At 73.2% G+C, this 13,920-nt stretch carries 16 protein-coding genes; 7 read left to right on the top strand and 9 right to left on the bottom strand.

All coding sequences use genetic code 11. The annotated features are described in order from the left end of the window. Positions 1–22 precede the first annotated feature (22 nt). The 4 genes from AB0H28_RS02160 to AB0H28_RS02175 are packed head-to-tail and all read right to left on the bottom strand — an operon-like array spanning position 23 to position 4,211. Entirely contained in the window at positions 23–832 is an 810-nt protein-coding gene (locus AB0H28_RS02160) for an inositol monophosphatase family protein (protein ID WP_358032908.1), read from the bottom strand. After that, positions 825–1,277, bottom strand: a complete 453-nt coding sequence (locus tag AB0H28_RS02165) for a response regulator (RefSeq protein ID WP_358032911.1) — start codon at positions 1,275–1,277, stop codon at positions 825–827. The genes AB0H28_RS02160 and AB0H28_RS02165 overlap by 8 nt, the downstream gene beginning before the upstream one ends. After that, the gene (locus AB0H28_RS02170; RefSeq protein WP_358032914.1) at positions 1,274–2,992 is read right to left on the bottom strand and encodes an ATP-binding protein; all 1,719 of its coding nucleotides are present in this window, start codon (positions 2,990–2,992) and stop codon (positions 1,274–1,276) included. The genes AB0H28_RS02165 and AB0H28_RS02170 overlap by 4 nt, the downstream gene beginning before the upstream one ends. 22 nt (positions 2,993–3,014) lie before the next feature. Continuing rightward, positions 3,015–4,211, bottom strand: coding sequence for a fused response regulator/phosphatase (locus tag AB0H28_RS02175; RefSeq protein WP_358033820.1), 1,197 nt, complete (start codon positions 4,209–4,211; stop codon positions 3,015–3,017). A gap of 309 nt (positions 4,212–4,520) precedes the next feature. On the opposite strand from AB0H28_RS02175, the gene AB0H28_RS02180 reads away from it, so the two are divergent. Then, positions 4,521–6,899, top strand: a complete 2,379-nt coding sequence (locus tag AB0H28_RS02180; protein ID WP_358032917.1) for a M28 family peptidase — start codon at positions 4,521–4,523, stop codon at positions 6,897–6,899. A gap of 84 nt (positions 6,900–6,983) precedes the next feature. Continuing rightward, complete coding sequence (locus AB0H28_RS02185; RefSeq protein ID WP_358032919.1) at positions 6,984–7,586, top strand: dihydrofolate reductase family protein; 603 nt, start codon at positions 6,984–6,986, stop codon at positions 7,584–7,586. Here the strand turns inward: AB0H28_RS02185 and AB0H28_RS02190 are convergent. Next, complete coding sequence (locus AB0H28_RS02190) at positions 7,549–7,842, bottom strand: hypothetical protein (RefSeq protein WP_358032921.1); 294 nt, start codon at positions 7,840–7,842, stop codon at positions 7,549–7,551. The genes AB0H28_RS02185 and AB0H28_RS02190 overlap by 38 nt on opposite strands. 471 nt (positions 7,843–8,313) lie before the next feature. Here AB0H28_RS02190 and AB0H28_RS02195 point away from each other — a divergent pair, with 471 nt between their 5' ends. After that, the gene (locus tag AB0H28_RS02195) at positions 8,314–8,520 is read left to right on the top strand and encodes a hypothetical protein (RefSeq protein ID WP_278109326.1); all 207 of its coding nucleotides are present in this window, start codon (positions 8,314–8,316) and stop codon (positions 8,518–8,520) included. Positions 8,521–8,569: 49 nt separating this feature from the next. Here AB0H28_RS02195 and AB0H28_RS02200 read toward each other — a convergent pair whose 3' ends face one another. Further along, positions 8,570–8,809: a hypothetical protein gene (locus AB0H28_RS02200; RefSeq protein ID WP_358032925.1), complete on the bottom strand. Its 240-nt coding sequence runs from the start codon at positions 8,807–8,809 to the stop codon at positions 8,570–8,572. Positions 8,810–8,947: 138 nt separating this feature from the next. Between AB0H28_RS02200 and AB0H28_RS02205 the strand changes: the two genes are divergently transcribed. Next, positions 8,948–9,679 (top strand): hypothetical protein, encoded by a 732-nt coding sequence (locus AB0H28_RS02205; protein WP_358032928.1) that lies wholly within the window; start codon positions 8,948–8,950, stop codon positions 9,677–9,679. Positions 9,680–9,723: 44 nt separating this feature from the next. After that, positions 9,724–10,173 carry a GNAT family N-acetyltransferase gene (locus AB0H28_RS02210; protein ID WP_358032930.1) on the top strand — a complete coding sequence of 150 codons (450 nt, stop codon included), beginning with the start codon at positions 9,724–9,726 and terminating at the stop codon, positions 10,171–10,173. Between the two features lie 131 nt (positions 10,174–10,304). Here AB0H28_RS02210 and AB0H28_RS02215 read toward each other — a convergent pair whose 3' ends face one another. The 3 genes from AB0H28_RS02215 to AB0H28_RS02225 all read right to left on the bottom strand — a co-directional run bounded on the left by AB0H28_RS02215 (position 10,305) and on the right by AB0H28_RS02225 (position 11,834). After that, positions 10,305–10,559, bottom strand: a complete 255-nt coding sequence (locus AB0H28_RS02215; RefSeq protein ID WP_013288724.1) for a Smr/MutS family protein — start codon at positions 10,557–10,559, stop codon at positions 10,305–10,307. A gap of 56 nt (positions 10,560–10,615) precedes the next feature. Next, positions 10,616–10,978 (bottom strand): tetratricopeptide repeat protein, encoded by a 363-nt coding sequence (locus tag AB0H28_RS02220; protein WP_091065485.1) that lies wholly within the window; start codon positions 10,976–10,978, stop codon positions 10,616–10,618. Positions 10,979–11,063: 85 nt separating this feature from the next. After that, entirely contained in the window at positions 11,064–11,834 is a 771-nt protein-coding gene (locus tag AB0H28_RS02225; protein ID WP_358032933.1) for an ROK family protein, read from the bottom strand. Positions 11,835–11,872: 38 nt separating this feature from the next. Here AB0H28_RS02225 and AB0H28_RS02230 point away from each other — a divergent pair, with 38 nt between their 5' ends. Next, positions 11,873–13,510 (top strand): ABC-F family ATP-binding cassette domain-containing protein, encoded by a 1,638-nt coding sequence (locus AB0H28_RS02230; protein WP_358032936.1) that lies wholly within the window; start codon positions 11,873–11,875, stop codon positions 13,508–13,510. A 38-nt stretch (positions 13,511–13,548) separates the two neighbouring features. Next, positions 13,549–13,866, top strand: a complete 318-nt coding sequence (locus tag AB0H28_RS02235) for a hypothetical protein (protein ID WP_358032938.1) — start codon at positions 13,549–13,551, stop codon at positions 13,864–13,866. Positions 13,867–13,920: the final 54 nt, after the last annotated feature.

A 13,920-nucleotide genomic window follows, 5' to 3' on the forward strand; every position in this document is an offset into this window, starting at 1 on the left:
CGCGACCGTCGCGCTGGGCTGTTCAGTTCGCCAGCAGCGCCGCGTGGACCTCGTCCCAGATCTGCGCGCTGGCCGCGACCAGCAACCCTCGGCCCTCGTCGGCGGGATGGTAGTCGGTGCCGTCGAAGCGGCGGGCCACCCCGCCGGCCTCCCGGACCAGCAGCGTGCCGGGGGTGTGGTCCCACGGCAGCGTGCGCCAGAACAGCACGAACTGCTGCGCCCCGGTGAGCAGGTCCAGGTATTCCCGGCCGGCGCAGTGCTGGCCGGGGAGCAGCTCGCCGATCCGACGGCCGCCGGCCTCGACGTCGCGGCGGAAGTCGGTGGGCAGGAACTTCGTCATCGCGGTGCCGCGCAGCGCACCCACCGCCGGCGCCGACCGGTCGGTCCGCACCGGCGTGCCGTCCAGGCTGGCGCCCACGCCGAGCCGGCCGGCGGCCAGCACGCCGTCCAGCGGATCGTAGACCCAGGACGCCACCGGCGCCCCGTCCGTCAGCAGCGCCGCCATCAGCGCGAACGGCCGCTTGCCGGCGGCGAAGTTGGAAGTGCCGTCGACCGGGTCGACCAGCCAGACGTCGCCGCTGCCCCGCAGGTGCCGCAGCAGGTCCGGGTCTTCGGCGACGGCTTCCTCGCCGACCACCACCGAACCGGGACGCAGCCGCCGCAGACCGTCGGCGATCACCTTCTCGGCCTCGCGGTCGGCGACGGTGACCACCTCGCCGGGCGCCTTCTCGGAGATGTCCGACGGGTCGAGCCGGCGGAACATCGGCACGACGACCTCGGCCGCGGCCTCCCGCAGCAGCGCGGCGACGTCGTCCAGCAGCGGATCAGCCACGCGGCGGCAGCTTGACCACGCTGACGAAGAACTCGTCGATCTGGCGGACCACCGAGATGAAGCGCTCGAAGTCCACCGGCTTCGTCACGTAGGCGTTGGCGTGCAACTGGTAGCTGCGCAGGATGTCCTCGTCGGCCTGCGACGTGGTGAGCACGACGACCGGGATCCGGCGGAGCTGCTTGTCCTTCTTGATCTCCTCCAGCACCTCCCGGCCGTCCCGGCGGGGCAGGTTCAGGTCGAGCAGGATGAGGTCGGGCGTGACCGCGTCCGGGTACGGGCCCTCGCGGCGCAGGTAGGCCAACGCCTCGGCGCCGTCGGAGACGACCGTCAGCCGGTTGCGGAGCTTGTGCTCCTCGAACGCCTCCTGGGTCATCAGCACGTCACCCGGGTCGTCCTCGACGAGCAGGACCTCGATCGGGCTCTTTCCGTCCGCCGGCGCGGTCATCCCACCGTCTCCCTCATGCCACCGTTCGTATCCTGTCGGTCCGCGCCCGCGGGCGGCTCGTCCCGGGTCGCGTCGTCCGGCTGTGCCGCGTCGTCCGCCCGGGCGTCCTCGGCCGCGTCCTCAGGTGGCCCGGCCGGCTCGACCGGCTCCGCCTTCGCCGCCTCGATGTCGGCCTCCCGCGCCGGCAGCGTGAACCGGATCGTGGTGCCCTCCTCGGCCTCGGTGTCCACCCAGACCCGGCCCCCGTGGTATTCCACGATCTTCTTGACGATGGCGAGCCCGATGCCGGTGCCCGGGTACGCGTCCTTGGAGTGCAGCCGCTGGAAGATCACGAAGATCTTGTCGGCGAACTCCGGCTCGATCCCGATGCCGTTGTCCCGGCAGCTGATCTCCCACTCGCCGTCGACCAGCCGGGCCGAGACGTGCACCTTCGACGGCACGTCCGGCCGGCGGAACTTCACCGAGTTGCTGACCAGGTTGACCAGCAGGTTGGTCAGCAGCGGCTCCTCGCCGCGGATGGTCGGCATCTCACCCCAGGTCAGCTCCGCGTCGGCGTACTGCCGGGCCGCCTCGGTCTGCCCGGCCACCTCGCCCATCACCCGGTTCAGGTCGACGTCGATGAACCCGGTGGTGAGCCGGCCGATCCGGGAGAACGCCAGCAGGTCGTTGATGAGGCGCTGCATCCGCTGCGCGCCGTCCACCGCGAACGCGATGTACTGGTCGGCCCGCTCGTCGAGCTGGCCGGCGTAACGGCGCTGCAGGAGCTGGCAGAAGCTGGCCACCTTGCGCAGCGGCTCCTGCAGGTCGTGCGAGGCCACGTACGCGAACTGCTCCAGGTCACGGTTGGAGCGGGTCAGCTCCTCGGCCTGCTTCTGGAGCTGGTCGTTGACCCACTCGATCCGTTCCCGGGCCTGGCGTACCTCGTGGAGATCCTGGGCGATCTTCTGCCGCATCAGGTCGATGTCGTCGGCGAGCTGGCGGAACTCCGGCGGCCCGGACCCGGCGATGCGGTGCTGGTAGTCGCCGTCGGCGACCTCCCGCACCTGCCCCACCAGGACGGCGAGCGGGCGGATCAGCATCCGGTCGAGCGACAGCAGCATCACCACGCCGGCCACGGCCACCACCAGGGCCGCGACGATCAGCAGCACGACGAGCACGCCGCTCGTGGTGTTGACCCGGCCGGCGGCGGCCTGCCGGACGGTGAGGATCTCGTCCTGGAGCGTGTCCACCGACGCCCGGATGCCGTCGAACTGCCGCCGGGTCTGGTCGGTGATCAACGCCCGGCCGGCGGCCGGGCCGCTGCGCTGGGTGGTCGACACCACCGGCTCGGCCACCTGGGCCCGCCACTGCGCCGCCTGCCCCTCGATCACGTCCAGCTCGCGGCGCACCCCCGGATAGTCGGCGGCGAGCGCCCGCATCGAGGCGACCAGGCTCTGTTCGCGCCGCAGGCCCTCCTGATAGGGCAGCAGGTCGCTGCGGTCGCCGTTCACCGCGTACCCCCGCACCGCGGTCTCCTGGTCCAGCAGGGCGCTCATCAGCTCCTGCGCCTGCACGCGCAGCGGGCCGGTCCGCAGCAGGACCACGTCGATGTTCTGCCGGTTCTTCGCGGCGACCGCCGCCTCCGCGCCGGCCAGCCCGAGCAGCAGCGCCAGGACCACGCCGAGCAGCGCGACCACCCGCCGCCGCAGCGTCCACCCCTGCTGGTACGCCTTCATCACGCCTCTTCCATTCCAGCCGTCACCGGCCGCCGCCCCGGGTGACCAGCAGCATCGCCACGTCGTCGGCGAGTGGACCGCCGTTGATCTGCTCGGCGCGGCCGACCAGCCAGGCGGGCAGTTCGGCGAGCGGCACCGCGCGGTTGGCCGGTTCGGCGAGCAGGCCGGTCAGCCCCGGCACGTCGAGCCGTTCGTCGCCGCCGTCGACCCGACCCTCGATGAGACCGTCGGTGTACATCAGCAGGGACCAGTCATCGGCGTCGAACTCCAGGTCGAAGGCGACGGGGCGGCGGGGCCGCACGCCGAGCAGCAACCCGCCCTTGGCCGGCACCGGGGCGACCTTACCGCCGCTGAGCAGCAACGGCGGCGGGTGCCCGGCGAGTCGCACGGTGGCCCGGCCGGACACCAGCTCGAGCCGGACGGTGGCCACCGTCGCGAAGATCTCCTGGAGCCGGCGCTCGCTCATCAGCACCTGCTCCAGCGCGGGCAGCACCTCGTCGTCCGGCACCCCGGCCAGCACGAGTGCCCGCCAGGCGACGCGCAGCTCGACGCCGAGCGCCGCCTCGTCCACGCCGTGGCCGCAGACGTCGCCGACGATCAGGTCGATCCGACCCGGGCGGGTCTGCACCACGTCGTAGAAGTCGCCGCCGATCAGCGCCGCGTGCCGGCCGGGCCGGTAGAACGTGTGCACCGACACCTCGTCGGTGGTCATCAGCGGCTGCGGCAGCAGGCCGCGCTCCAGGCGGGCCGACTCGGCCTGGCGCAGCTCCACCTCGCGCAGCCGGCGGGCGTTCTCGTCGGCCCGCTTGCGCTCCACCGCGTAGCGCAGCGCCCGGGTCAGCAGGACGCCGTCGACCTGCCCCTTGACCAGGTAGTCCTGCGCACCCTCGGCGACCGCCACGATGCCCAGGTGTTCGTCGGAGCGGCCGGTCAACACGCAGACCGCGGCGCCGCTGGCCATCTCCAGCACCCGGCGCAACCCGTCCAGGCCCTGCGCGTCCGGCAGACCCAGGTCGAGCAGGACGCAGTCGACGCCCATCACCCGCTGGCGGGCCTCGCTGAGGCTGGTGGCGACCAGCAGGTCGATCATCGAGTTGGTCTCGGCGAGCAGCTCGCCGACCAGGAAGGCGTCGCCCTCGTCGTCCTCGACCAGCAGCACCCGCAGCCGTTCGCCCGGCGGGAGGCCGCCGGGCGACCCCGACCCGGCCCGGGGCTGCACGGCGGGGACGCCCGGCGCGTCGGCCCCCCGGTGCGGCCGGGCCACCGCCGCGAGGCGCGGGAGTTCGCTGGTGATGGCGGGCTCCTTCCGAATGCCCTTGCTGATGCTGGCGGAGACAACGGTCGCACACAACAGGAACCCCGCCGCGTGGCGGGTGGGTGCCCCGTCCACCCGGACAGCGACGCGGCCGACCAACGATGTTACGCGGGACTGCCGCCGACCCGGCAGCGCACCGACCGGGAGTGCCGCCGCGGCCTGCGGGGGTGCAGGATGATGGCCACCCCCGTAGATCCACCCCGAGGAGTTCCCGTGGGCGCACCCCCCACCCGCCCCGCCGACCGGGCCTTCGCCAAGCCCCGCCGCCGCCTGCTCGCCGCCGTCGCCGCGCTGGTCGCGCTGCTCGCCGTCGGGGCGGGCGTCCTGGTCGGCCTCGCCACCCCGGCGCCGCGCGAGGCGAGCGCGCCGGCCGGCGAGTTCAGTGCCGCCCGGGCGTACCGGGACGTCGAGGTGATCGCGGCCCGTCCGCACGTGGCCGGCAGCGCGGCCAACGACCGGGTGCGCGAGCACCTGGTCGACTTGCTGCGCGGCCTGGGCCTGGAGACCGAGGTGCAGGACGCGGTGGCGCCCGAGGCCGGGCAGTTGTCCGGCGCGGCCGGCGGGGCGACGTTGGCCCGGGTCCGCAACGTGGTGGCCCGGCTGCCCGGCACCGACCCGACCGGCCGGGTCTTCCTGGTCGCGCACTACGACTCGGTGCAGACCGGGCCGGGCGGCAACGACGACGCGGCCGGCACGGCCACCGTCCTGGAGGTGGCCCGGGCGCTGACCGCCGGCCCGCGCCCCCGCAACGACGTGGTCTTCGTGCTCACCGACGCGGAGGAGGCATGCCTGTGCGGCGCCGCCGGCTTCGCCGCCGACCATCCGCTCGCCGCCGACGGCGGGGTGGTGCTCAACCTGGAGGCGCGCGGTTCGACCGGCCCGGTGATCATGTTCGAGACGTCGCGGAACAACGCGAAGCTGGTGGACGTGTTCGGCCGGGCCGCGCCGCACCCGGTGGGCACGTCGTTCGCCGTGGAGATCTACCGGGCGCTGCCCAACGACACCGACTTCACCGCGTTCGGCGGCGCTCGCTTCGTGGGCCTGAACTCCGCCTACATCGACGGCGGCGCGATCTACCACACCCCGCTGGACGTGCCGGCCCGGATGGACCGGGGCAGCCTCCAGATGCACGGCGACAACGCGCTCGGCCTGGCCCGCGAGTTCGGCCGCACCGACCTCGGCGACCTGCGCTCCGACCACGACGACACCTACTTTCCGGTGCTCGGCGGGCTGGCCCGCTACCCCGGTTGGCTGACCCTGCCGCTGGCCGTCGCCGCGCTGCTCGCCGTCGGGGCGCTGGGCTGGCTGCTGCGCCGCCGGGGCCGGACCACCGTCGGCACGCTCGCCGCCGGCGCCGGGCTGGCCCTGGCGCCGGTCGTCGTGGCCCCGCTGGGCGCGTGGCTGCTCTGGGCCGCGATCACCACGATCCGGCCCGGGTACGCCGAACTGCTCGACCCGTACCGCCCGGTCTGGTACCGCCTCGCCCTGGTGGCGCTGGCCGCCGCGGTGCTGCTCTGCTGGTACGCCCTGTCCCGCCGCCGGGTCGGCCCGGCCGCGCTGGCGTTCGGCGGCCTGCTCTGGCTGGCCCTGTTCGGCGTGCTGCTCGCCGTGCTGGTGCCCGGCGGCGCGTACCTGACCACCCTGCCGGCGCTGGCCGGCGCGGTCGCCGGCCTCGCGGCGCTGGCCACCCGGCTGGACGGGCCATGGCCGGTGGTCGCGGTGACGCTGGCCGGCGCGGTGGCCGTGGTGGTCCTGCTGCCCCCGGTGGTGCTGCTCTTCCCGGCGCTCGGCATGGGCATGGGTGCGGTGGCCGCGCTGGTCGCGGTGCTGCTCGGCCTGGCCCTGCTGCCGGTGGTGGACCTGCTACACCCGCGCGCCGGCGGCCAACGCGGCCTGCTGGCGCTGCGCGCCCGCCGTCTCGGCGCGCTGCCCGCCGGGGCCGCCGCGCTCGCGACGGTGGTGCTCGCCGGCGTGGGCCTGGCCGTCGACCGTTTCGACGCCGACCACCCGGTGCCCACCCACCTGATGTACGCGCTGGACGCCGGCACGAAGAAGGCCGCCTGGCTCAGCCACGAGGAGGTCCCGCAGCCGTGGACCGACGGTTACGTCGACCGGACCATCTCGGTGGCCGACGACTTCCCCGGCCTGGGCGACGGCGAGCTGCGGGCCGGGCCGGCCCCCGCCGCCTCGCTGCCCGCGCCGAAGCTGGAGACGCTCTCCGACACCCGCGACGGCGACCAGCGCGTGCTGCGGGTGCGGGTCACCCCGCAGCGGCAGGTGCGGCTGCTCACGCTGCACGTCGACACGCGCACGGCGACCGTGCGGTCCGCCTCGGTGGCCGGGCGGGACGTGCCGGTGAAGGCGCGCGAGGGGAGGTGGGGCTTCGGGATCGTGTTCCACGCCCCGCCGCCGGAGGGCTTCGAGGTGACGCTGACGTTGACCACGTCGGCCGACACGGTGAACGTACGGGCGATGGACGCCAGCGACGGGCTGGACGCGCTGCCCGGCTTCCGGCAGCGGCCGGCGAGCGTGGGTGTGGTCGGCTCGCACAGCTCGGAGATGCTCGCGGTGGCCCAGACGTACGCGCTCTAGCTTTTCTGCGCCGGATGTCGAGGGACGGTCGGACCGCTTCTACCCTCGGGTGAAAGCTGGTTGACGCGACCCGAGGAGCAGACGATGAGCAAGGTGACCACCGGCGCGACCATGTCCCTGGACGGCTACGTCGCGGACCCGAAGCACGGCGGGTTCGAGCACCTCTTCCAGTGGTACGGCAACGGCGACGTGGAGGTGCCGACGGCTCATGCCGACATGACGTTCCGGACGTCGGCGGCCAGCGCCGCGCACATCCGCGCGCTGGTCGAGCGCACCGGAGCGCTTGTGGTCGGCCGCACGCTGTTCGACATCACCAACGGCTGGGGCGGCCGGCACCCGATGGACAAGCCGGTGGTCGTGGTGACCCACCGGGTGCCGGACGGCTGGGACGCCGAGGGCGAGTCGTTCGTGTTCGTCACCGACGGCATCGAGCGGGCCGTCGAGCGCGCCCACGCCCTGGCCGGCGGCAAGGAGGTCGGGGTGAACGGCGGGACGATCGCCCGGCAGGTGCTGGAGGCCGGGCTGCTGGACGAGGTGCACGTGGATCTGGTGCCGGTGCTGCTCGGCGACGGGATCCCGTTCTTCTCCGGGCTGGGCATCGCGCCGGTGCGGTTGGAAGGGCCGTTCCGGGTGGTCGAGGGGGTCGGCGTCACCCACCTGGCCTACCGGGTGCCGCGTCCTGTCTGATCCCCCTCCGCTGACGCCCCGGCCCCTTGATCGCCACAGGGACCGGGGCGGCTCGGAGGCCCGCCCGTTTGACGAAGATCGAGCGTCGCGCCACGGCGTCGCCGCGCTCGTCGAGTTGGTAGCCGTCGAGCCACACCCAGCCGTCGTACGTGGTCCAGTCGAGTTGGCGGATGAGCCGGAACCGGATCGGGGTTACGAACTGCACGCTGGCGGCGCGCCCGATGAGCAGTATGTCGCCGGCCTTCACCTCAGCCATCCGAGGAACCGGCGACACAGGGTGCCCGGCGTAGCCCAGCTCAGGTCGTCGGATGCGGCGGTGAGGTGCGCCGCCATGTAGAGAGCCAGGTCGCCCGGTGAGTCCGCGTACTCTCCGAGCAGTTCCCAGCGGCGGGCAGGGCAGGGCCAGGGGCGTTCACATGCCGCGCACACCCACAGGGGAACGACCGGACCGTGGGTGCTCACTCCCCCTCCCTCGGCCAGTGACCCCGACTGATCGGAACCCGGTGCCTGAATCGGCACGGTAGATCGCCCCCGCAGCGGCATACGTAGCGCCACTTCGGCCATGACCAGACCGGTCGGTGCCTACGAGCGAGAGTCAGAGCCACGGCGGCCAGATACTCCCCGTACGAGACGGATCGCGTCATGCGTCCACGATCCCGCCCACCCAATGGTCTAGTCAACTGGCTATAGCCAAAAGGATAGGCCCGATCTACCTACGTTCGGAAGCGTGGACCGTGGGCCAGGCCGCCTGATGGGGCCGTACGAGATCGCGCAGCGCCTCGGCGTCTCGCGGCAGCGGTTCCAGCAGCTTGCCCGCTACCCCACCTTCCCGAAGCCGTACCAGGAGCTTCGTGGGATGAAAGTGTGGCTGGCCGAAGACGTCGAAGCGTGGATCAAGGAGCACCGCCAGCCCCGGCCCACCGACGAGGACTGAGGCCCCCGTCTTCAAGTTGCCGGACAGGACCTCCACACTGCGCCACGCGTTAGGACACGCCGAGTTCCACCCGCCGTCCCTGGCCGATCTCGTCCGCCTCATCGGCACCACCGACCGCGAAGACGTAGACATCCCCGCACTCCTCGCCCTCGTCGAGCACGTCGATCGTCCCCTCCAGTTCGGCGAGGAACGTCTCGACGTCGTCGATCCAGGGGAAGGGATAGGCGTCGGCGGCAAGGCCGGTCGCCGGCACCAACGGGACGTGGACCTCCACGATCAATCCAGCCACCCATGCATGATCACCCTTGGCGAGGCTTCCGTGGGCGCCGGCTCCCATCCGCTCACTAGCTGATGTGGTGCGTCAACGAGGTCGCGACCCAACTCCACTCGGTCAGCAGGGTGGACCCCGCTCGCTACGGTCGCCTGCGTGATAGACGCGATCTCGGCCGCCGTGGTTCGGCATCGACGTCCCGTCCTGGTGGCGGGTGTGCTGGTGGCGGCCGGGAACGCCGCCGCGATGGGGTACGCGCCGGACGTGGCACGGGCGTTGTTCCTCCCGCTTCTCCTCCTCACCCTGGCCGCCCTCACCCTGGCGATCATCAGCCTGGGCAGCCGGCCCGCCGCCCTGGTGGTGCTGCCTCAGCACCCGGCCTTCGCCCCGCCGGTCCCGGCGCGGCTGCCCCTTCTCACCCTGGGTCTCCTCGGGTCGGCCTCCGCGACCGTCGGCGCATACCTGCGTTCCACCGAGGCGGGCATCGGGACCACGTTCGACGCCGTCGTCGGCGCGCTCTGGCTCGGGGTGATCGCGCTGCTGGTCGCGGCGGCGTGGCGCGGACACGACCTGCTGCTGAGCCCGACCGGCGTGCGCACGATCGGGCTCCTCGGGTCGCGCAGGGTGCCGTGGGAGGCCGGGCCGGGCGTCGCGGTGCCCAGCGACGTCGAGCGGGCGCCGCGTCTCCGCCTGACGATCGCGACGCCCGCACTGGCGCGGCGGCGTGGCCTGGTCGGGCGCGCCACCGTGCCCGTGAACAGCGTCGACCCCCGGTTCCTCGCCGCCGTGGTCAGCCACTACGTCACCCACCCGCAGCACCGGGCCGCCATCGGCACGGCGGACGAGTATCGCCGCCTGCTCGCCGACCTGCGCGGCGCGACCGGTTGAACCGAGCGGCCCGGCGGCCCTGACCGCTCGCTAGGCTGCGCCGCATGCGGCTGGAGAAGGTCACCCCGGACAACTACGAGGCGGCACTCGGCCTGTCGGTACGCCCCGATCAGGACGACCTGGTGGAGCCGGTGGTCAAGTCGCTCGCCGAGGCGTACGTCTTCCCGGAGCACGCCTGGCCGCGACTGATCTACGACGGGGACCGGCTGGTCGGCTTCCTCATGGCGTTCTTCGACATCCCGTGGGGCGGCGACCCGGACGACGTGCGGGCCGGCCTCTGGCGGCTGAACATCGCCGCCGACGCACAGGGCCACGGCTACGGCCGGTTCGCCGTCGAGGCGGTGTGCGCGGAGATCCGGGCCCGGGGCGGCGACCGGGCGTACGTCACCTGGGAGCCCCGGCCGCGAGGCCCGGAGGGGTTCTACCTGAAGCTGGGCTTCCGGCCGACGGGTGAGCACAGCGGCGGCCAGACGGTCGCCGTCCGGGAGCTGTAGACCTGTCCCCGGTGTCGGCCCCGGCTGGCATGATCCGCGTCCTGATCGAGCTGGCCGGTCTGGCCCGGCGGGCAACCGCCGGCGAGCGGCTGTACTGCTGCTGGGTCTGCGTCTAGCCCGATGCGGGACCGCTACTTCCAGCGGAAGTGCACGAACAGCCGGCCGAAGTTCTTCGAGTCCTTCTCGACCCGGTGGTAGAGCTGCTTGACGTCCTTCTGGTCGAGGAAGCGCAGCACCTTCTTCTTGAGCGCGCCGGAGCCCTTGCCCGGGATGATCTCCACGAGCGTGGCCTTCTTCGCCACCGCCTCGTCCATGATCCCGCGCAGCGCGCGGTCGATGTCGTGGCCCTTGTTGTAGATGTCGTGGAGGTCGAGCTTCAGCTTCACGGTTCCATCCTAGGTACGCCGAAGGGCAGCCCACCCGGGCTGCCCTTCGGCGCGGTTCACCGACCGACCCGGCCCTCCACCCGCTTGAGGGCGGTGGCGTAGTCGGTGTTGGTGGAGTGCATGGCCGCCGCGATGCGCAGGTGCCGCAGCGCGTCCGCCGGCCGGTTCATCCGCTCCAGCGTGCGGCCGAGCACGTGGTGCGCGTAGTGGTCGCTCGGGTCCCGGTCGACCAGTTCACGCAGGTGCTCCTCGGCCCGGTTGAGCTGGGCCGACTGGAAGTAGGCCCGGGCCAGCAACTGCCGCACCGAGGAGTTGTCGGGCTCCGCCTCGATGATCGGCTCGAGCAGCCGGGCCGCCCCGGTCGGGTCCCCCGAGTCGAAGAACATGGTCGCCCGCCGGTACTCCGCCAGAAGGTCCACTCGACCCACCTCCTCGTGTCGCGTCAGCCCTTTGTCCGACGCTGGCACAACACCGGCGCGACCGCGAGTGTTCCGGCGGGGGAGATCACGGCGCGGGGTCGTACCTTTCGCCCACCAGCTCCCACGCCCGGACACCACCCACGATTCCGGCCGTGTTCGGGACGACCACGACGTCGTCCCCCATCCGCGCCACCTGCTCCGGCCGGATCAGCCGCGAGTTGCCGCCGCCGAGATACAGCCGGTCCCAGCGGAACACCGGTCGCAGCCCGTCCACCACCTGCCGGATCCGCCGGGACCAGAACGCGTCGCCGAGGCGTCGCCGTTCCGGCTCCCCGACGTACGTGTCGTAGGTGGTGTTCCACCGCACCGGCGCGTGCGACAACTCCAGGTGCGGGGCGAGCACCCCACCGTCGAAGAGCGCGCTGCCCAGGCCGGTGCCGAGCGTCAACACCAGCTCGCAGCCGGCCCCGGCGACCACCCCGGCGCCGTGCACCTCGGCGTCGTTGAGCACCAGCGCGGGCACACCGAACGCCTCGGCCAGCGCACCGCGCGCGTCGTACCCGGACCACTGGGCGACCAGGTCCGGATCGACCCGGCTGCGCGGCCCGGCGCGGGTCACGTAGTGCGGGGTGGCGACCACCACGCCGTGCCGGATCATGCCGGGCATGCCGACGGTGAGCCGGTCCGCCGCGGGCAGCCGGGCGCCGAGATGCCGCAGCGTCTCGACGAACAAGGCCGGCGGCAGGGGGTACGGCGTGGGCACGCGCAACGGGCGGGCCCGCATGGTGCCGGCGGCGTCCAGCACGGAGGCCTTGATCCCGCCGCCCCCGCAGTCGATCGCCAGTGTGGTCACCACGGCTGTGAGTCTCCCTCACCGGTAGGCTCGGTGGCCTGATGAGCGCCACGTTGATCGCCAAGGATCTCACCGCCGGCCACGGTGACCGCCTCCTCTTCGAAGATCTCAGCCTGGTCGTCGCGCCCGGCGACGTGGTCGGCCTGGTCGGGGTGAACGGGGCCGGCAAGTCCACGCTGCTGCGCACGCTCGCCGGACTCCAGCCCCGGGAGCAGGGTTCGGTGGCGTTGAACCCGCCCACCGCCACTGTCGGCTACCTGCCGCAGGAGCCGGAACGCCGGCCGGGCGAGACGGTGGGCGACTTCCTGGCCCGCCGCACCGGCGTGACCGCCGCGCAGACCGCGCTGGACGCCGCCACCGAGTCGCTGGCCGCCGGGGCGACCGGCGCCGACGACGCGTACTCGATCGCCCTGGAACGGTGGTTGGACCTGGGCGGCGCGGACCTGGCCGAACGGGCCGGGCAGGTCGCCGCGGAGTTGGGCCTCGACGTGGGCCTGGACCATCCGACGGTCGGGCTCTCCGGCGGGCAGGCGGCCCGTGCCGGGTTGGCGTCGCTGCTGCTCAGCCGCTACGACATCTTCCTGCTCGACGAGCCCACCAACGATCTCGACCTGGCCGGGCTGGACCGGCTGGAACGCTTCGTCACCGGGCTGCGCGCCGGCACCGTGCTGGTCAGCCACGACCGGGAGTTCCTCACCCGCACGGTCAACCGGATCGTCGAGTTGGACCTGCACCAGCGGCAGGTCAACCACTACGGCGGCGGCTACGCGGCCTACCTGGAGGAGCGCGCCGTGGCGCGCCGGCACGCCCGCGAGGAGTTCGAGGAGTACGCGGACACCAAGGCCGACCTGGAGGCGCGCGCCCGGACCCAGCGCGCCTGGATGGAGAAGGGCGTGAAGAACGCCCGGCGCAAGGCCACCGACAACGACAAGATCGGTCGCAAGTTCCGGGCCGAGGCGACCGAGAAGCAGGCCGCGAAGGCCAAGCAGACCGCCCGGCTGATCGAGCGGCTGGAGGTGGTCGAGGAGCCGCGCAAGGAGTGGGAGCTGCGGATGGAGATCGCTGCCGCGCCCCGCGCCGGCGCCGTCGTGGCCTCGCTCCGGGGCGCCGTGGTGTGCCGGGGCGGCTTCACGCTCGGCCCGGTGGACCTGCAGATCGACTGGGCCGACCGGGTGGCGATCACCGGGGCGAACGGCTCCGGCAAGAGCACCCTGCTGGCCGCGCTGCTGGGCCGGCTGCCGCTGGACGGCGGGCACGCCGCGCTCGGCCCGGGCGTGGTGGTCGGCGAGGTGGACCAGGCCCGCGGGCTGTTCCTCGGCGACCAGCCGCTGCTCGACGCGTTCGCCGCCGCCGTGCCCGAGCTGAACCCGGCGGACGTCCGCACGCTGCTGGCGAAGTTCGGCCTGCGCGCCGATCACGTGCTGCGCCCGGCGGCGACGCTGTCCCCGGGCGAGCGGACCCGGGCCGCGCTGGCACTGCTCCAGGGCCGCGGGGTCAACCTGCTGGTGCTCGACGAGCCGACGAACCACCTCGACCTGGCCGCGATCGAGCAGTTGGAGTCGGCGCTGGCCGGCTATCCCGGCACGCTGCTGCTGGTGACCCATGACCGGCGGATGCTCGATGCGGTGAGCGTGAACCGGCGGCTGCGCGTGACGGACGGGCGGATCGCCGAGGACTGAACCGTGCCGGCGCGCTTCCCCGGGGTGACAATGACCCCATGCTCAAGTGGGAGTACGCGCTGCTGGTCCGCCGCCGCCAGGCCGCGACCACGGACACCGGCTGGGAGATCGTCTTCCACTGGTACGGCCCGGACGGGTCCATGGTCGACGTGACGCCCTACGGCGACACCGCGCTGGCCCACCTGAACCGGGCCGGCGACCAGGGCTGGGAGCTGGTCGCCATGAGTGAGGACCCGTCGCTGTCCGGCAACGCCGAGCTGCACCGCTACCACCTCAAGCGCCCGAAGCCGGCGGCCCCGCAGCCCCGCCAGCGCATGCGCCCGTCCCGCCCCACCCGCCGAACCCTTCCCACCTGACCCTTCGTTCGGTCGCCTGCCTCGCGGAGTGCCCGATCCGCCGCCGGCAGCGGC

The sequence above is a fragment of the Micromonospora sp. NPDC050980 genome, assembly GCF_040653835.1.
In the GTDB taxonomy this organism is placed as follows: domain Bacteria; phylum Actinomycetota; class Actinomycetes; order Mycobacteriales; family Micromonosporaceae; genus Micromonospora.